The 17,228-nt window shown below is 60.3% G+C and carries 15 protein-coding genes; 9 read left to right on the top strand and 6 right to left on the bottom strand.

Features of this window, described 5'->3' with window-relative positions; all coding sequences use genetic code 11:
* Positions 1-54: 54 nt before the first annotated feature.
* The 4 genes from HQ912_RS07560 (at position 55) to HQ912_RS07545 (ending at position 3,256) form a co-directional block, all read left to right on the top strand.
* Complete coding sequence (locus tag HQ912_RS07560) at positions 55-465, top strand: translation initiation factor 2 (protein ID WP_047226984.1); 411 nt, start codon at positions 55-57, stop codon at positions 463-465.
* 7 nt (positions 466-472) lie between these two features.
* Complete coding sequence (locus tag HQ912_RS07555) at positions 473-1,150, top strand: response regulator transcription factor (protein WP_047226985.1); 678 nt, start codon at positions 473-475, stop codon at positions 1,148-1,150.
* A gap of 252 nt (positions 1,151-1,402) precedes the next feature.
* Positions 1,403-1,849, top strand: coding sequence for a Spy/CpxP family protein refolding chaperone (locus tag HQ912_RS07550; protein ID WP_047226986.1), 447 nt, complete (start codon positions 1,403-1,405; stop codon positions 1,847-1,849).
* Between the two features lie 66 nt (positions 1,850-1,915).
* The gene (locus HQ912_RS07545) at positions 1,916-3,256 is read left to right on the top strand and encodes a sensor histidine kinase (protein ID WP_047226987.1); all 1,341 of its coding nucleotides are present in this window, start codon (positions 1,916-1,918) and stop codon (positions 3,254-3,256) included.
* 267 nt (positions 3,257-3,523) lie between these two features.
* On the opposite strand, the gene HQ912_RS07540 is transcribed toward HQ912_RS07545, so the two are convergent.
* A complete protein-coding gene (locus HQ912_RS07540) occupies positions 3,524-5,128 on the bottom strand; it encodes a hypothetical protein (protein WP_173406637.1) in 1,605 nt (534 codons plus the stop codon).
* Between the two features lie 277 nt (positions 5,129-5,405).
* Here HQ912_RS07540 and HQ912_RS07535 point away from each other — a divergent pair, with 277 nt between their 5' ends.
* The 5 genes from HQ912_RS07535 (at position 5,406) to HQ912_RS07515 (ending at position 13,349) form a co-directional block, all read left to right on the top strand.
* A complete protein-coding gene (locus tag HQ912_RS07535; RefSeq protein WP_047226989.1) occupies positions 5,406-6,833 on the top strand; it encodes a di-heme oxidoredictase family protein in 1,428 nt (475 codons plus the stop codon).
* 29 nt (positions 6,834-6,862) lie between these two features.
* Positions 6,863-7,927 carry an imelysin family protein gene (locus HQ912_RS07530; protein WP_047226990.1) on the top strand — a complete coding sequence of 355 codons (1,065 nt, stop codon included), beginning with the start codon at positions 6,863-6,865 and terminating at the stop codon, positions 7,925-7,927.
* Between the two features lie 2 nt (positions 7,928-7,929).
* Positions 7,930-9,027, top strand: coding sequence for a DUF1513 domain-containing protein (locus HQ912_RS07525; protein WP_173406636.1), 1,098 nt, complete (start codon positions 7,930-7,932; stop codon positions 9,025-9,027).
* A 133-nt stretch (positions 9,028-9,160) separates the two neighbouring features.
* Positions 9,161-10,309 (top strand): efflux RND transporter periplasmic adaptor subunit, encoded by a 1,149-nt coding sequence (locus HQ912_RS07520; protein ID WP_173406635.1) that lies wholly within the window; start codon positions 9,161-9,163, stop codon positions 10,307-10,309.
* Positions 10,310-10,322: 13 nt separating this feature from the next.
* The gene (locus HQ912_RS07515) at positions 10,323-13,349 is read left to right on the top strand and encodes a multidrug efflux RND transporter permease subunit (RefSeq protein ID WP_047226993.1); all 3,027 of its coding nucleotides are present in this window, start codon (positions 10,323-10,325) and stop codon (positions 13,347-13,349) included.
* A gap of 95 nt (positions 13,350-13,444) precedes the next feature.
* On the opposite strand, the gene HQ912_RS07510 is transcribed toward HQ912_RS07515, so the two are convergent.
* From HQ912_RS07510 to colR, 5 genes are all read right to left on the bottom strand, one after another.
* Entirely contained in the window at positions 13,445-13,672 is a 228-nt protein-coding gene (locus tag HQ912_RS07510) for a hypothetical protein (RefSeq protein WP_076383717.1), read from the bottom strand.
* A gap of 2 nt (positions 13,673-13,674) precedes the next feature.
* Positions 13,675-14,379, bottom strand: coding sequence for a lipopolysaccharide kinase InaA family protein (locus HQ912_RS07505; protein WP_047226995.1), 705 nt, complete (start codon positions 14,377-14,379; stop codon positions 13,675-13,677).
* A gap of 4 nt (positions 14,380-14,383) precedes the next feature.
* On the bottom strand, positions 14,384-15,052 hold the full coding sequence (locus HQ912_RS07500) for a class I SAM-dependent methyltransferase (protein WP_076383716.1): 669 nt from the start codon (positions 15,050-15,052) through the stop codon (positions 14,384-14,386).
* Between the two features lie 141 nt (positions 15,053-15,193).
* Positions 15,194-16,471 carry a sensor histidine kinase gene (locus HQ912_RS07495; RefSeq protein ID WP_047226997.1) on the bottom strand — a complete coding sequence of 426 codons (1,278 nt, stop codon included), beginning with the start codon at positions 16,469-16,471 and terminating at the stop codon, positions 15,194-15,196.
* Positions 16,461-17,144 (bottom strand): two-component system response regulator ColR, encoded by a 684-nt coding sequence (gene colR / locus HQ912_RS07490; protein WP_047226998.1) that lies wholly within the window; start codon positions 17,142-17,144, stop codon positions 16,461-16,463. Before colR ends, HQ912_RS07495 begins: the two co-directional genes overlap by 11 nt.
* Between the last annotated feature and the right edge of the window lie 84 nt (positions 17,145-17,228).

Genomic DNA, 17,228 nt, shown 5'->3' with positions numbered 1-17,228 from the left:
TCTCGTTTACCTGCCGACAACCTGTCTAATCTCGATTGGAATTCAGGAGTTGCAATGCGCAAAGGTCCGCTGTGCCTGTTAGGGGTCATGTTGGTGATCGGGGCTCCCGCCCATGGGGAAGAAAGCACCGACGGCAGTCATTCGACGCCCTTGTCCTTGAGCGCAGGCAGTCAGATCACCGAATTGCAGCAACGCTTGAAAAACAGCGAACGCATGCGCGAGGAACTGACCCAGCAACTGCAAAACGCCAACAGCGAACGCGAGAGCGCGCTGGTGAGTCGATTGCGCCAGGAGAACCAGCGTCTGAAGCTGCAACTCAAGGAAGCTCAGGCCAGCCCCCTGCCACGCCTGCTGACCGATCAGCAGCAGTGGTTCGTCATTGGTGCCGGGGTAGCGCTATTGGCCCTGCTCTGCGGTATCTTTGCCAGCGGTGGACGTAGACAACGTCGGCAATGGCTAAATTGAGTGAGTCATGAGCGAGCTGTTACTGATTGATGATGACCAGGAGCTGTGTGAGCTCCTCGGCAGTTGGCTGGGTCAGGAAGGTTTTCTGGTCCGGGCCTGCCACGATGGCCATAGCGCCCGCAAGGCCTTGGCCGAAACCGCCCCGGCGGCGGTGGTGCTGGATGTGATGCTGCCCGACGGCAGCGGCCTGGAACTGCTCAAGCAGTTGCGCAACGATCATCCGGAGCTGCCGGTGCTGATGCTCTCGGCCCGTGGCGAACCGCTGGATCGCATCCTGGGCCTGGAACTGGGGGCCGACGATTACCTGGCAAAACCCTGCGATCCACGGGAACTGACCGCCCGCCTGCGCGCGGTCTTGCGCCGCAGTCATCCGACGGCGGTGTCCAGCCAGATCGAACTGGGCGACCTGACCTTCAGCCCGGTGCGAGGCGTGGTCAGCATCGATGAGCAGGAGCAGACCCTCACTGTTTCCGAAAGCCGCCTGCTCGAAGCGCTGCTCAAGCAGCCGGGCGAGCCACTGGACAAGCAGGAACTGGCGCAGATCGCCCTGGGACGCAAGCTGACCCTGTACGACCGTAGCCTCGATATGCACGTAAGCAACCTGCGCAAGAAAATCGGCCCGCACGCCGACGGTCGCCCACGCATCGTGGCTCTGCGTAGCCGGGGTTATTACTACAGCCTTTAAGCGCTGCGCCGCTGGGCTGTGGGCGCAAAGCTCGCTCGCGATGCAGGCGCCTCGGTTCCTTTAGAGACCGCGTTATCTTCATGGCGGGCAAGCCTTGCTCCCACAGGGCTTTGTGCTCGGTCCTGCAGATTTGTCAGGCCTGCGCCAAAACGTCTTTACCCAAGCTTTACCCACCCCTGACCGCCGCTGACCTTGATCTGCGTAACCTGAACTCATCCGGAACTGACCGGGAACGAGACAAGGAGATACACCATGCGCAAGACCCTCATCGCTCTGATGTTCGCTGCTGCCCTGCCTACCGTCGCGATGGCCATGCCTGAAGGCGCCGGCCCGATGGGACCAATGGGCCCGATGGATGGCCCGCGTCATGGCGGCCAGATGCACGACAAAGGTCCGTACAGCCAATTGGACCTGAGCCGCGAACAACGCCAGCAGATCCGCAAGATCATGGGCGAACAGCGCCACGAGCGCCGCGAACTGGTAGAAAAGTACCTGGCCAAACTGTCGCCAGCCGATCAGAAAGCCATGAAAGATGAAATGGCCGCCCGGCACGAAAAAGTCGACGCCCAGATCCGTGGGTTGTTGAAGCCAGAGCAGCAAAAAGAGTTTGACGCCATTCAGAAGAAACAGGCCGAGCGTCGGGCCGAGTGGGCCGAGTTCAAGGCCTGGAAAGCGCAGCAACCGCAAAAGGCGCAATAATGCGCTGAAGCACCCCAGCCCAACGGCCAATCGCCGTTGGGCTTTCTTTGTTTTCGAGGATTGATCGTGCGTTCACTGTTTTGGCGCATCCTGGCCAGTTTCTGGCTGGCCATCGCCCTGGTTGCAGGGCTTTCGATTCTGCTGGGCCACATGCTGAACCAGGACGCCTGGATCCTCAGCCGCCATCCGGGCCTCAACACCCTGGCCGAAGAGTGGACACAAACCTTCGAAAGCCAGGGCGAAGACGCCGCCGAGCAGATCCTGCAACAACGCAAGCATCAGTATCACATCAACGTCCAGGTGCTTAACGAGAGCGGTGACCCGGTGGTACGCGGCACTTTCCCGCGTCGGGCGCAGGCCTTCGAGGCGCGACAGAACAACAACGACCGACGCCTGCCCTGGCGGCGCTTGACCGACGAGTTCACCAGCGCCAAAACCGGCGACACTTACCTGTTCATCTACCGCATACCCCACCCCGAACTGGATGCCTGGCACCGCGGCAGCCTGCTCTGGCCTCTGAGTGCGCTGGGGATCGCGTTGGTGGTGCTGACGTTGTTCAGCCTGTTGGTGACCCTGTCCATTACCCGTCCGTTGAGCCGCCTGCGCGGTGCAGTGCATGATTTGGGGCAGACCACCTACCAGCAAAACAGCCTCGCCAAACTGGCCAATCGCCGGGATGAATTTGGTGTGCTGGCCACCGACTTCAACCGCATGGGCGCGCGCCTGCAAAGCCTGATCGCCAGCCAGCGCCAACTGCTGCGCGATGTATCCCACGAACTGCGCTCGCCCCTGGCCCGGCTGCGCATTGCCCTGGCATTGGCTGAACGAGCCAGCCCCGAGGAGCGTGAAAAACTCTGGCCGCGCCTGACCCGCGAATGTGATCGTCTGGAAGCGCTGATCAGCGAAATCCTGGTGTTGGCCCGGGTCGATGCCGACAACGCCAGCGCTGAAGAGGTGGACCTCAACGATCTGCTGGTTACCCTGCAAAAAGACACACAGCTGGCCTCTCCAGAACAAAGCGTGCAATTGGACGTTGAACCGAACCTGACCCTCAAAGGTTGGCCGACCATGATTGAACGGGCCCTGGATAACCTGCTGCGCAACGCCCAGCGCTTCAATCCGGTCGGTCAACCGATCGAAGTCCGCGCGCTGCGCCAAGGAGAGCGGATCATGGTCAGCGTGCGCGATCACGGACCGGGGGTGGAGGCCGAACACCTGGGCCAGTTGGGCGAACCGTTCTACCGCGCCCCCGGCCAGACCACTGCAGGTCATGGCCTGGGCCTGGCCATCGCCCGCCGCGCCGCCGAGCGTCATGGCGGCGCGCTGGTGTTGGCCAACCATTCCGATGGCGGATTTATCGCGACGCTGGAACTGCCATTGGTACCGGGGGCCGTGGTGCAACCCTAAAATCAAACAGTAACTTGTGGCAAGAGAGTGCCCGCCGCGTCTTCGACGCTGCGCTGTCGCGCAGTGAACTTGGCTCTGTGGCGAGGGGATTTATCCCCGTTGGGCTGCGAAGCGGCCCCCAAAACCAGCCAACTCGGCCAGGAGGATTGAGCTCACTGCTTTATTAGGGCTGCTACGCAGCCCAGCGGGAGCAAGCTCCCTTGCCACAGGCCCCAGACCTGAAATGAACAGCGTCGCCAGTCTCGTCGCATCAATGCCAAGGGAAGGTCATACCTCTTTGATCATCCATCCCCTTGCATAGTCGCTATCCTGGGACAGTAGCTCTCGGACTCCTGTTGTGGGGTTGATTGTATACACAGTCCTTTCACCGGGACCCTGGTCTGCAGACCATGCACGCAAGTCCCCCAAACCTGGGTCGCCGTCATGGATGGTTCGAAGCGCTCCCCAAGTCACCAGGTCAGGGATCGTCCCCCCGGCGTTCCACGCAGCCCCCCAGCAATTCCAATACGTCTGCCACTCATTGTCTTTACCTAAGTCAAACAGCAACCAAACCTTGGAAGTAATGACTTGGTAAGACACGCTTGCACCCATTTGATCTCGGACGGTTATCGTAGCGGTCCCTGAGTGCTTCGATACAACCCGTGGTTGCGATGATGAAAAAAGCTCTGCCACCTCTGGGTCGCTGGAAGTATAGATATAGGGAGGCACACCTCCCGACGGTATCCGCTCTACGAACGCCCCTACTGGCGGACGTTCAGGAAACTTATCGGCTCTAAACATTAACTGGTCGAGAATCGCGTCGCTGGTATCGATGCTTAGGGGTTCAGGTATCACAGTCAGGATACGTACGTTCGAATAGACGTTCGTAGGGTGGTAGAGCGACTTTGCATACAGGCGGCGAGCGCCGACGTCGACGGTAATTTCTTTGGTCCATAGGCCGGTTGTCGCATCGGCAGTTGCTGTGCCCTTGGGGACGGCACCAGCACCGCTGCCATCGTAGACCTCGATCTCCTTGCCATGGCTTGCCTCACCCGACAGCACCAAGGTGGTGCTGGTTGTTTCGCCTTTGTCGGGAATCTCCTCACCGGCGGAATTTTTTACATGGATAAGAGTAGGAGCAATCAGCACGCGGTCCAAATGGATATCCAAGTACTTGATCAACGACCGGTTGGAGTTGCCCAACTGGTCAGTCACCGTGAACTGGAGCGCTGTATTGGGGTTGTCCCCTGCCTGTCTGAATGTGTCGGTAAACAGGGTATGCGTCACCGGTCTGGCGGCATCAAATCCGTCAACAGGAACGGTCACATTGCCCACTAAAAATCTGATGCTGTCGTAATCTCGCGGATAGGAATAGGTAAAACCAAACGCCACACCCTGCGCCGCCCGCTCGGCGCTGACCCCATCACCGAGCACATCCGGCGGGATCACCAGATCCAGGCCCTGAGGCGCCGGCTCACCGGGGGCCCGCAAGTTGTACAGCACATTCAAATCATTGGAAATACCGGGATTTTCGCTGAGACGGGTTATTGTGTAATGCAGCCTGTTGACCCCTTCTCTCAGTTTTCCCTGGGGAAGGTCCAGGAGAAAGTACTCCTTACTTTCCTCTCCCGGCTGGACGGTAAAGCCTGCCCCCGAGAGCTCGCCATTGACATACAAGTCAACTCGATCAAGGACCGCCATTGTCCAGGAGCCGCTCTTGAGCTCGGTCCATGCATAGATCACGCATTGCAATCCCTCGGGCCGACCGTCATAAATGCTTTGTGGGATGCCGCCGTGCGCAAGGCCTTCCGGAAGCACCGGCGTCTTCCATCCCGGGATGTAAACAGGGAATAGTTCGAACGGATGGTTCAAGACAGACGATTCGGTATCCATCATGTTTTCCTGGCGAGTGAGGGTAGCGTGGCTTTTCGGCGTTGGGCCATCAAACTCCAGCCAAGGAAGATCGGCTACTGTCAGGATTGACAGGTCAGAGCAGATTGCCGACGAACGGCGGGAGAAAACGACTGGACGCTGGAGCCAAGCCTTAGAAAAGCAGCCAGGTAATCTGGATAAAGTGATGCTCAAAAACCAAACGATAATCCCTCTTATTCAAACCGCCCCGCCCTGTTAGACTTTGCGCCCTCGTTTCACTCCTCTTCCAGGAAGTCCGATGCCGTCGTTGCCTCTTCGCTTATGCGCTCTGTTCATGGCCCTGGGCCTGAGTGCCTGCGATGACGCCCCGCGTTTTACCCAGGCCGAACCCGGCGAAGCCCGGTCCGGTGGCGCTGCGACGGTACGCAAGAGTGATCAGAACGCCTTTTCCCTGCCCTCGGCCAACCTGCCACCTTCGCGACGCGTGGACTTCGCCGTGGGCAACAGTTTTTTCCGCAGCCCCTGGGTGATCGCGCCCTCGACCACCACCGCACGGGACGGTCTGGGGCCATTGTTCAATACCAACGCCTGCCAGAACTGTCACGTCAAGGACGGTCGCGGCCATCCGCCGGCACCGGACGCGGCCAGCGCGGTGTCGATGCTGGTGCGCCTGTCGATTCCCGATGCCCCGGCCTACGCCAAGGTCATTGAACAACTGGGGGTGGTGCCGGAGCCGACCTATGGCGGGCAATTGCAGGACATGTCCGTGCCCGGCGTTGTCCCCGAAGGCAAGGTGCGGGTCGATTACACGCCAGTCCCGGTGCGCTTCGACGACGGCACCGTCGTAGAACTGCGCAAGCCGCAACTGCAGATCACCCAACTGGGCTATGGCCCGATGCACCCCGACACACGCTTTTCGGCCCGCGTCGCACCGCCGATGATCGGCCTGGGGCTGCTCGAAGCCATTCCCGATGAAGCTATCCTGGCCAATGCCCAAGCCCAGGCACGGGAGAACAACGGTATCGTCGGCCGGCCGAACCAGGTCTGGGACGATGTCCAGCACAAGACCGTATTGGGGCGTTTCGGCTGGAAGGCCGGCCAGCCGAACCTCAATCAGCAGAACGTCCACGCCTTCTCCGGTGACATGGGCCTGACGACAAGCCTGCGCCCCTTCGACGATTGCACCCAGGCCCAGGTCGACTGCAAGCGCGCCCCGAACGGCAACGGCGCCGATGGCGAGCCGGAAGTCAGCGACAACATTCTGCGCCTGGTGCTGTTCTACAGCCGCAACCTCGCCGTACCGGCCCGTCGCGATGTGAACTCGCCTCAGGTGCTGGCCGGCAAGAATCTGTTTTTCCAGGCCGGCTGCCAGTCGTGCCACACCCCGAAGTACACCACGTCCGCCAACGCTGCCGAACCGGAACTGGCGAATCAGGTCATTCGCCCCTACACCGATCTGCTGTTGCACGACATGGGCGAAGGCCTGGCCGACAACCGCAGCGAATTCAAGGCCAGCGGCCGCGACTGGCGGACCCCACCGCTGTGGGGCATCGGTCTGACCGAAGCCGTCGGTGGTCACACCCAGTTCTTGCACGACGGTCGCGCGCGCAACCTGCTCGAAGCCGTGCTATGGCATGGCGGCGAAGCGCAAGCGGCGCAGCGACAAGTTCTAGCGTTCAATGCCGAGCAACGCGCTGCGTTGCTGGCGTTCCTGAATTCCCTTTAATCGCATTCTCCGAAAAACGGGAGCCCGACATGTTCCGTCCCAAGCTGTTGTTTACCAGCCTCGCCGCCATCGTCCTCGGCGCGTGCTCGCCCCAGGATCCGCAAGCGGTCACCTCAGCGGCCATCGCCAAGCAAGTGATCCTGCCCACCTACAGCCGCTGGGTCGAGGCTGACCGGCAACTGGCAACCAGCGCCCTGGCCTTCTGCCAGGGCAAGGAAAACCTGGAGACCGCCCGCGCCGACTTTCTCAAGGCACAAAAAGCCTGGGCCGAGTTGCAACCACTGCTGATCGGCCCGTTGGCCGAGGGCAATCGCGCCTGGCAGGTGCAGTTCTGGCCGGACAAGAAAAACCTGGTGGGCCGTCAGGTCGAGCAACTGGTCAATAACCAGCCGCAGATCGACGTTGCCGGTCTGGCCAAGTCCAGCGTTGTGGTGCAAGGCCTCTCCGCCTATGAGTACCTGCTGTTCGACGCCAGGATCGACATGGCCGACAGCGCGCAAAAAGCCAAGTACTGCCCGCTGCTGATCGCCATTGGCGAACGTCAGAAGCAATTGGCCGAAGATATCCTGTCGCGCTGGAATACCAACGACGGCATGCTCGCCCAGATGAGCAAGTTTCCGAACGAGCGCTACGCTGATTCCCACGAAGCGATCGCCGATTTGCTGCGGGTCCAGGTCACTGCCCTGGACACCTTGAAGAAGAAACTTGGCACGCCGATGGGCCGCCAGAGCAAGGGCGTACCACAACCGTTCCAGGCCGATGCCTGGCGCAGCCAGTCGTCGCTGCAAGGCCTGCAAGCCAGTCTGAGCGCGGCCAGGACCGTCTGGGTCGGCGTGGACAACAAGGGCCTGCGCAGCCTGTTGCCAAGCGAGCAGAAACCCTTGGCCGACAAGATCGACGCGGCCTACGACACCTCGTTGAAACTGTTCGCCGACAGCCAGCGCTCGCTGGTCGAAATGCTCGCTGACGACGCCGGACGCCAGCAACTCAACGAACTGTACGACAGCCTCAACGTTGTCCATCGCCTGCACGAAGGCGAATTGGCCAAGGCGCTGGGCATTCAATTGGGCTTCAATGCCAACGACGGTGACTGATCATGTTTCGACGTCAGGCTCTGGCACTGGGCAGCCTGCTGCTCGGCGCCGTTACCCTGGGCGGCTGGACGCTGTTCAAGCAACAGGACAAGCATCCGCTCCTGCTTTCGGCACGGGACGATAGTGACGGCAAGCACTACGCCGTGGGCTATCGACTGGACGGCAGCAGGGTGTTCGCCACCCAGGTCAAGCAGCGCTGCCACGACATCATTGACCATCCGACAAAACCGATTGCGCTGTTCGTCGCTCGTCGCCCAGGCACCGAAAGCTACCTGATCGACCTGCGCGACGGTTCGCTGCTGCAGACCCTCACCTCGTTGCCGAACCGGCATTTCTATGGGCACGCGGTGATTCATAAAAGCGGCGAATGGCTGTACGCCACCGAGAACGACACGACCGATCCAGGCCGCGGCCTGCTAGGCGTGTACCGTTTTGAAGGCGAACGGTTGGAGCACAGCGGCGAACTGTCGACTCACGGCATCGGCCCTCATCAAGTGTCGTGGATGCCCGACGGCGAAACGCTGGTGGTCGCCAACGGCGGCATCCGCACCGAGGCCGAAAGCCGCGTCGAGATGAACCTCAATGCCATGGAGCCGAGCCTGGTACTGATGCAGCGCGATGGCACACTGCTGAGCAAGGAAACCCTCGCCCAATCGATGAACAGCGTGCGCCACATGGGCATCGCCAGCGACGGCACCATCGTTTGCGGCCAGCAATTCATGGGCGATGCCCACGAATCCTCCGAGCTGCTGGCAATCAAGCGTCCGGGCCAGCCGTTCCAGGCATTCCCGGTGGCCGAGCATCAATTGCAGGCCATGGGTCATTACACCGCCAGCGTTGCCGTACACAGCGACCTGCGCCTGGTGGCCCTGACAGCGCCCCGTGGCAACCGTTTTTTTATCTGGGACCTGGACAGCGGCGAAGTACGCCTGGACGCGCCTCTGCCAGACTGCGCCGGTGTGGGTGCGGTGGCCGACGGTTTCGTCGTGACATCGGGTCAGGGCCGTTGCCGCTTTTACGATTGCCGGCAGGCACAACTGGTTGCAAAACCACTGGATCTGCCCGCAGGGCTCTGGGACAACCATTTGCATTTGATCTGACAAGCGGGCGGCGGGCCTTCAGGAAAAATCCTTACACATTACCGATGAACATCGTTTTGAATCGGTCGCGTACTCGGAGTAATGTGCCCGCCTGTCTGTATTTTCTCTCGGCTTATTTCCAAGGAAGTGGAACATGCTGCGACGCCGCATGCTGATCATGTTGGGTGTTGTCCTGCTGGTGGTATTGCTACTGGCCGGCTACAAGGGTTTCTCCGTTTACCAGCAGATCCAGATGTTTTCAGCCCCCAAACCGCCGGTCAGCGTCGCCGTGGCCACGGCTGTCGAGCAGCCTTGGCAAACCCGCCTGCCCACCGTCGGCAGCCTCACCGCACTGCAAGGCGTAGACCTGAGCCTGGAAATTGCCGGGACGGTGCAGAAGGTGCAGTTCCAGTCGGGGCAAAAGGTCAAGGCCGGCCAGCCACTGGTGCAACTGGACAGTGACGTCGAAAGCGCGCTGCTGGAAACCGCCGTGGCCGACCTTAACCTGTCGCAACTGGATTTTGGCCGGGGTCGGCAACTGGTGGGCAGCCAGGCGATCTCCAAGGGCGAATTCGACCGGCTCGCGGCGCAGTTGAAAAAGAACCAGGCCACGGTCAACCAGCTCAAGGCTTCGCTGGCCAAGAAACACATCGTTGCGCCGTTCAGCGGCACCATCGGCATTCGCCAGGTGGACGTCGGCGACTATCTGGCCAGCGGCACGGTGATCGCCACCCTGCAGGACCTGAGCAGCCTGTATGTGGATTTCTACCTCCCCGAGCAAGCGGTACCCAAGCTCGCGGTCGGCCAGGCAGTCAACGTCAGTGTCTCGGCCTATCCCGGCCAGACCTTCGTCGGCGCCATCAGCGCGATCAACCCCAAGATCGAAGACAGCACTCGCAACGTGCTGGTACGCGCTACCCTGGGCAACCCCGACGGCAGGCTGTTGCCCGGCATGTTCGCCAGCCTGCAGGTGATCTTGCCGGACAAGGCCAACGCCATCGTCGTGCCGGAAAGCGCCGTGACCTACACCCTCTACGGCAACTCCATGTACGTCGTGACACAGAAGAAAGCCGACGACGGCACCGTCGAGAAAGATGACAAGGGCCAGCCGATCCTCATCGCCGAACGGCGATTCGTCGAAACCGGTGAGCGACGCGACGGGCTCGTGCTGGTTTCCAAAGGCGTGCAGAGCAGCGAACAGGTCGTGATCGCCGGCCAGATCAAACTGGATAACGGCACGCCCATCGCCATCAGCGACGACAAGACCCTGACCGAACAGAACAGCCCGCCCCCTGCGGACTGATCAAGGAACCCTCATGGCTTTTACTGATCCGTTCATCCGCCGTCCGGTGCTCGCCACCGTGGTCAGCCTGTTGATCGTGCTGCTGGGTTTCCAAGCCTGGAGCAAGCTGCCCCTGCGCCAGTACCCGCAGATGGAGAACGCCCTGATCACGGTGACCACCGCCTACCCCGGGGCCAACGCCGAGACCATCCAGGGCTATATCACCCAGCCGATGCAACAGAGTCTGGCCAGCGCCGAGGGCATCGACTACATGACCTCGGTCAGCCGTCAGAATTTCTCGGTGATATCGGTCTACGCCCGCATCGGCTCCAACAGCGACCGACTTTTTACCGAGCTGCTGGCCAAGGCCAACGAAGTCAAAAACCAGCTACCCCAAGATGCTGAAGACCCGGTGCTCAGCCGCGAGGCCGCCGATGCCTCGGCACTGATGTACATCAGTTTTTTCAGTAAGGAACTGAACAACCCGCAGATCACCGACTACCTGTCACGGGTGGTCCAGCCCAAGCTGGCGACATTGCCGGGCATGGCCGAAGCGGAGATCCTCGGCAACCAGGTCTTCGCCATGCGCCTGTGGCTGGATCCAGTCAAGCTTGCCGGTTTCGGCCTCACCGCCGCCGACGTGACCGATGCCGTGCGCCAGTACAACTTCCTCTCGGCCGCTGGTGAGGTGAAAGGCGAATACGTAGTCACCAGTATCAACGCCAACACCGAACTCAAGTCCGCCGAGGCCTTCGCGGCGATTCCGCTCAAGACCGATGGCGACAGCCGCGTGCTGTTGCGCGATGTGGCCCGGGTGGAGATGGGCGCCGAGAACTACGACACCATCAGTTCCTTCGGTGGCACGCCCTCGGTGTACATCGGCATCAAGGCCACCCCCGGCGCGAACCCGCTGGACGTGATCAAGGAAGTGCGCAGGATCATGCCGGATCTGGAGGCCCAACTGCCGGCCAACCTCAAGGCCGAGATCGCCTACGACGCCACCCTGTTCATCCAGGCTTCCATCGACGAGGTGGTCAAAACCCTCTTCGAGGCGGTGCTGATTGTCATCGTCGTGGTGTTCCTGTTCTTGGGCGCCCTGCGTTCGGTGGCCATCCCGGTGGTGACCATCCCACTGTCGATGATTGGCGTGATGTTCTTCATGCAGTTGATGGGCTACTCGATGAATCTGCTGACCCTGCTCGCCATGGTGCTGGCAATTGGTCTGGTGGTGGACGACGCGATCGTGGTGGTGGAAAACATCCACCGGCACATCGAGGAAGGCAAAAGCCCATTCGACGCTGCAATTGAAGGTGCCCGGGAGATCGCTATGCCGGTGATCTCGATGACCATCACGCTGGCGGCGGTGTACGCGCCGATCGGTCTGTTGGAGGGGCTCACGGGGGCGCTGTTCAAGGAGTTCGCGCTGACGCTCGCCGGCGCGGTGGTCATTTCCGGGATCGTCGCACTGACCCTCTCGCCCATGATGTGCGCCTTGCTGTTGCGTCACGAAGAGAACCCCTCGGGACTGGCGCATAGACTGGACGTGGTTTTCGAACGTCTTAAAAACCGCTACCAGCGCATGCTTCACGGCATGCTCAATACCCGGCCTGTGGTGCTGGTGTTCGCGGTGATCGTGCTGCTGCTGATTCCGGTGCTGATCATGTTCACCAAGTCCGAGCTGGCCCCCGATGAAGACCAGGGCATCATCTTCATGATGGCCAATGCCCCGCAGCCGACCAACCTCGACTACCTGAACACCTACACCGATCATTTCATCACCATCTTCAAGGAGTTCCCGGAGTACTACTCCTCGTTCCAGATCAACGGATACAACGGCGTGCAATCGGGCATCGGCGGCTTCCTGCTCAAACCCTGGAACGAACGCAGCCGCACCCAGATGGAAATCCTGCCTGAAGTCCAGGCCAAGCTGGAGAACATCCCCGGCCTGCAAATATTCGGTTTCAACCTGCCCTCCCTGCCTGGCACCGGCGAAGGCTTGCCATTTGCGTTCGTCATCAACTCGCCCAAGGACTACGCAACGCTGTTGCAGATCGCCGAGCGGGTCAAAAAGCGCGCACTGGAATCCGGCAAGTTCGCTTTCATGGACGTTGACCTGGCTTTCGACAAACCCGAAGTCGTCGTGGACATCGATCGTGCCAAGGCCGCCCAGATGGGCGTCTCGATGCAAGACCTGGGCGGCACACTCGCCACCCTGCTGGGTGAAGCCGAGATCAACCGTTTTACCATCGAAGGGCGCAGCTACAAGGTCATCGCCCAGGTCGAACGACCGTTCCGGGACAATCCGGACTGGTTGAACAACTACTACGTAAAAAATACCCAGGGTGAATTGCTGCCGCTGTCGACGCTGATCAAAGTCAGCGATCGGGCGCGACCACGGCAGTTGAATCAGTTCCAGCAACTCAACGCGGTGACGATTTCGGGTTTTCCCATCGTGAGTATGGGCGAGGCCATCGAGACGGTCCGCCAGATTGCCCAAGAAGAGGCTCCGGTAGGGTTCGCTTTCGACTACGCAGGGGCGTCGCGACAGTTCGTCCAGGAAGGTAGCGCGCTGTGGGTCACCTTTGCCCTGGCGCTGGCGATCATCTTCCTGGTGTTGGCCGCCCAGTTCGAAAGCTTCCGGGACCCGCTGGTGATTCTGGTGACGGTACCGCTGTCGATTTGCGGCGCCTTGATTCCGCTATTCCTCGGCTGGTCGAGCATGAACATTTACACCCAGGTAGGACTGGTGACGCTGATCGGCCTGATCAGCAAGCACGGGATCCTGATCGTTGAGTTCACCAACCAGCTGCGCAGGGAACAGGGGCTAACCCCACGGGAGGCCGTGGAGCAAGCCGCATCGATTCGCTTGCGTCCCGTACTGATGACCACCGCGGCGACGGTATTTGGCATGGTGCCATTGATCCTCGCTACCGGGGCCGGGGCGGTGAGCCGCTTCGACATCGGCTTGGTGATCGCCACCGGGATGTCGATTGGCACGCTGTTCACACTGTTCGTATTGCCCTGCGTGTATACGTTGCTGGCCAAGCCGGACAAACCCTAACGTGCGACCACTGGCCCTGTAGGTGCTGTCGAAGGCTGCGATCCAAAAAATAAAGGCCTCGCATACGCGAGGCCTTTATTTTGGCTTCCTGTCCATCAACTCTGGGGCCTCATGCCTTGGGAAAGACTGAACATGAACAGCAACAGATCGTCGTCCGGCCGGATCGCCTCGCTGGCCTTGGCCACACGTGGCAAAGGGCAGTGCGCGTCCGGGTGGGAAGCACTGAGGATCTGCGAACGGGGCTGCTCCCATACCGCCACCGCCATAGAGGTAACTGCCAGGGCTCCTACGAGAAACAAACCTCTAGCAATTTCTAATTTCATCGCTATAAACCTTTGATAGCGCTGCCAAACGCCGCTTTGTAAAAGTAGACGAGTTTTTCCCATTCTGAATCGCTGAACGACGAATGGCGTCGCAGTTGCTTCATGTCATGGGACGCTGCGGTCCGGGAAGTCAGGCGTTGACGGGACTTTTCCAAATCCAGCAGGGCCACTTCGGCTCGAGCGGACTCACCCTCTCCGGTCACGCGCACAAATACATGCTTGGTATAGAGGCAGCCATGCTGCCAACGCCCCTTATGCATGCGAGCCAGGTTCTCTGCCAATGCCTGGAGAATTCGGTCATGTCCCGCTTCGCCATGACGCTCGCGCCCGCCTGTGGCATACCAGTGATCCAACTCCACGAAACCGTCCAGCGCATGAGTCACCAGCAGCGCACGCCACTTGTGAATCGGGTCCCGCTGTGCGCCACAGAAGATGACTTTTGGAACGCTGACGTCGAGTCGGCTCAATGCCAGCAGGGCATCTTGCTCACGTAACACGGTTGGGCGGCCGAACGGATGCAACAAGCTACGGTAAATATGCCCTGTCTGACGCTTGGCATAGAGCAGATCGCCGCCGTTGTTGATCCGCTGCACTCCGCTTTCACCACCACGACGCACATTGGGTTGTTCCACCCATTCACCCTGCTGATTCCAGAAGTGTTCGAAGCCGCAGCGGGGGACCGCTGTTGTCTCTACTGCCACAACCATGCTGTTACCTCTTGCGTAATACATAAACTCGCCACATGGCATAGAGCGGCAGGAAGTCCAGTCGTTCCTGAATGCGGAAACCAGCCTGCCGAAATTCACCCTCGACTGTAGCGGCCGGTAACACAAATCGATTCTGGTAGCCTTTCTGCCCACGCGTGTGCTCCAGACGCTTACGTCTCCAGGCCTTGAAATTTCCATCGACCCACAATGAAACGATCACGCTATCACGAGTGACACGTTCGAATTCCCGCAGAATCGCCAGTCGATGCGCAGGTTCACCGATGTGGTGGAGCAGGCGCATGCAAAAAATGCTGTCGACGGCGTTATCAGGCAAGGCAATGTCGAACGCAGAAGCGTGCAAGGGTTGTACCCGTTTTACGACATCGGCGGGTTGAGCGTTCAACGCAGTCTTGAGCATGGCTTCGGAATTGTCCGCACCGATGATCACCCGGTTCGGTTTTTCGGCCAGAACAGACCATAAACGCCCGGCACCACACGGCAAGTCCAGCACCAGGCCAGGATCACCTGCCAACGCCAAAGCCATGCGTGCCAGTTGTTCATCACGGCGGTGGGAAAGACGCCGACTCAGGCCAGCCTGATGTTTATTCAGGTATTGATGAGCGTGCTGTTCGTCATATTTTTCGGAAAAGTCGAGCTTGATAGGGTTGGACATTGGCGAGAGCCTCCATGAGGTAATGGCTCCCACGTTAGGGATGGACATGTGCACGCCAAGTCATCCCTTTGTGAAAACTTCATCATGCAGGCACTCGAGGGTTTTCAGGATATTTCCAACAGGCAATCTTGAGCAGAGCGCTCAGCTACGAGGATGCAATTCAACCTCAAAATGACAGCCATTGGGCTCCATGGTGCTGAGGCTCACGGTCCAGCCCTGGTTCTCGCAAATCCGCTGGACCAATGAAAGCCCCAACCCAAGCCCTTCGCCGCGCTTTTCGTTACCTCGCACGAACGGTTCGAACATCGCCTCGCGTTTTTCTTCGGGAATGCCCACGCCACTGTCCTCGACCACGAAGCCGGTCGCGGACAGCGTGAGGCGAATGAAGCCCTGATCGGTGTAGTGCAAGGCGTTGCGCAGCAAGTTACCCATGACGGCGGTCAGGAACGTGGCGTTATACGGGGTGTCGGCGGTTTGCCCCGGCTCGAAGATCAGGGTCAGGCCCTTGGCTTCGATCGGCGCACGCCACAGCCCAACGAGGTCCTCGGCCACCTGCCCTAGCGTCAACCGGGGCGACATGCCGCTGTCTTCGCGCTGGGTCCTGGCGAGCATCAGGAAGGTTTGCACCAGCTCGCGCATTTCTTCACTGGCCCGACTGATCCGCTCGACCTGTTTGCGACCGCGCTGATCCAGGGCCGGGTTCTCCAGCAACAGCTCACAGGAGCTGGCCAGGACCATCAACGGCGTGCGTAACTCATGGCTTACGTCGCTGGTGAACAACCGCTCACGCGTCAGGGCCTGGCGCAGTCGCCCCAGCGTAGCGTCGAACGCCACGGCCAGCTCACCCACTTCATCGGCGGCATAGTCAGGGGCCAGCGGCGGGGCCAGCCCGAGGAGCTGGTCGCGATGGCGCACTTGCCGGGCCAGACGCACGACCGGCGCCATCACCCGGCGAGCCAGGACCCAACCCAGGAACACCGCCAGCGCCAGGCTGAGCACGAAGCCCACCAGCACCACGGCGAACAGCACCCGTTCGCGCTCTTCGAAATCGCTCTGGTCCTGCAGTAGCACGTAGTGTCGACCGTCAACAATCTCGACCATGGCGTGATACGACAATTGCGCGCGAAAGACCTCGTGGAAACCGCGATCCAGGTGACGCAGATCCTTGGGCAAATCGAAGTCACCCGGGCCGCCACTGAAATAGAACAACTGGTCGGGTTCCGGACGATGACTCCAGTCCGAAACGCTGTCCATCAGCAGCAGGCGTTGCAGGTCCCCCCCAAGCCCGGCGGAAATCAGCCTTTCTTCCACCAAGTGAACCGTCGCCACGATGCCCATGGCGAATGCACCGGCGACCAACGCGCTCATCAGCGCAAAGGCGATGATGATCCGTTGGGCAAGGCTCTGCTTAAACTCCATCTCGGCCCTCGGCCAGGCGATAACCCACGCCATGCACGGTGTGCAACAGCGGTTTGTCGAACGGTTTGTCGATCACCTGACGTAATTGGTGAACATGGCTGCGCAGACTGTCGCTGTCCGGGCAATCATCGCCCCACAAGGCTTCTTCGAGGATTTCCCGGCGCAGCACGTGGGGGCTTTTCTGCATCAAGACCGCCAGCAGCTTCAGGCCTACAGGGTTGAGCTTCAGCAGTTTGCCTTCGCGGGTGACTTCCAGGGTATCGAGGTCGTAACTCAGGTCACCGACCTGCAAAGCGCGCCGCCCGCCGCCCTGGGCCCGACGCATGACCGCTTCGATCCGCGCCGCCAGCTCCGACAAGGCAAAAGGTTTGACCAGATAATCATCGGCGCCGGACTTGAACCCTTGCAGGCGATCGTCCAGTTGATCCCGGGCGGTGAGCATGATCACCGGTGTATCACGTCGGGCGTCCTCGCGCAGGCGCTTGCACAAGGTGTAGCCGTCGATGCCCGGCAGCATGATGTCGAGCACGATCAGGTCATAGTGCTCGGTCGCGGCCAGGTGTAACCCCGACAAACCATCCTGGGCACAATCGACGGTATAGCCTTTGAGCCCCAGGTAATCGGCCAGATTGGCCAGGATGTCACGGTTGTCTTCAACCAACAGAATTCGCATGGGCATCTCCTCTGCGCACGTGGACGGTCATCGTGGCCCGCGCAGCTTAAGGCCAAGTGTGAATCACGGCTAGGGTTGTATCGG

Source organism: Pseudomonas sp. MPDS (genome assembly GCF_013283895.1).
GTDB lineage: Bacteria > Pseudomonadota > Gammaproteobacteria > Pseudomonadales > Pseudomonadaceae > Aquipseudomonas > Aquipseudomonas rhizophila.
The sequence above is the reverse complement of the archived record's forward strand: the minus strand, read 5'-3'. Positions and strand labels throughout refer to the sequence as shown.